This is a genomic window from Pseudomonas edaphica, assembly GCF_005863185.1.
Lineage (GTDB): Bacteria > Pseudomonadota > Gammaproteobacteria > Pseudomonadales > Pseudomonadaceae > Aquipseudomonas > Aquipseudomonas edaphica.
The window spans coordinates 1-1,194 of sequence record NZ_VBVZ01001001.1 but is presented as its reverse complement, the minus strand read 5'-3'; the positions used below and the strand labels follow the sequence as shown (position 1 = coordinate 1,194).

Here is a 1,194-nt window from a genome sequence, read left to right as displayed (position 1 = left end):
GACTTATACACCGCCATCGCGGGCAAGCCCGCTCCCACAAGGGTTAGTGCTTTATTTTGCGGTCCACTCCGCGACACGTTCAGGGTGCTTGGCGACCCAATCCTTGGCCGCGGCATCAGGCTTGGCGCCCTCTTGAATTGCCAGCATCACTTCGCCGATTTCGTCCTTGGAGGCCCACTGGAATTTCTTCAGGAAAGCGGCGACTTCCGGCGCTTTCTTCTCCAGGCCCTTGCTGCCGATGCTGTTGACGGTCTCAGCAGCACCATAAATCCCTTTTGGGTCGTCCAGAAAGCGCAGTTTCCACTTGGCGAACATCCAGTGTGGCACCCAGCCGGTCACCGCAATGGATTCCTGCTTGTCTTCGGCACGGGTCAGCTCGGCGATCATCGCAGCGCCCGAACTGGCTTGCAGTTTGTAGTCCAGGCCATAGGCCTTGATGGCTTCGTCGGTCTTGAGCATCACGCCTGAACCGGCGTCGATGCCGACGATCTTGTTCTTGAAGGTGGTGTCGGTCTTGAGGTCTTCGATGGACTTGGCTTTAACGTACTCCGGCACGATCAGGCCAATTTTGGCATCCTTGAAGTTGGGGCCGTAGTCGACCACCTTGTCCTTGTTCTTGGTCCAGTATTCACCGTGAGTCACGGGCAGCCAGGCGGAGAGCATGGCGTCGAGTTTGCCGGTAGCTACGCCCTGCCACATGATCCCGGTAGCGACCGCTTGCAGTTTCACGTCGTAACCGAGTTTTTCCCTGATCACCTCGGCCGCCACATGGGTCGTGGCAACGCTGTCGGACCAACCATCTACATAGCCGATGCTCAGGGTTTTGCTGTCGGCGCTGGCCAGTGTGGAGCCCATCGCAACTACCAGAGTGGCAGCTGCGCCCAAGAGTCGTCGCATCTTCATAATACTTCCCCGAAAGTGCTGCGCTCGGCGGATGCCGAGCGACGTCAACCTGTTGTTATAGGGTGCATCGCGCCCCCTTCACGCGCGTCGATCACGGTGGTGCGCCGCCAGTGGAGTGCTGACACTTCGATCATCAACCTGCCGGGGCCTTGGACCTGCTCTGTCAGCGACCTCGGGTAAGCAAGAAACGACATCACATCGCCAGCAGGACAGTTCCTAGGACTTGGCGTCAATTTCCCGCCCGAACTTTGCATGTCTAAATTATGCAGCCCCACTGGGACGGGCCAAATC

General features: G+C 58.4%; 1 protein-coding gene. It reads right to left on the bottom strand.

What is annotated here, in order from left to right:
* Nucleotides 1-51: 51 nt before the first annotated feature.
* Nucleotides 52-903, bottom strand: a complete 852-nt coding sequence (locus FEM54_RS32810) for a glycine betaine ABC transporter substrate-binding protein (RefSeq protein WP_017136250.1) — start codon at nucleotides 901-903, stop codon at nucleotides 52-54.
* Between the last annotated feature and the right edge of the window lie 291 nt (nucleotides 904-1,194).

Coding starts and splice junctions, on each gene's coding strand:
- FEM54_RS32810 (WP_017136250.1), bottom strand. CDS start 903: ATGAAGATGCGACGACTCTTGGGCGCAGCTGCCACTCTGGTAGTTGCG.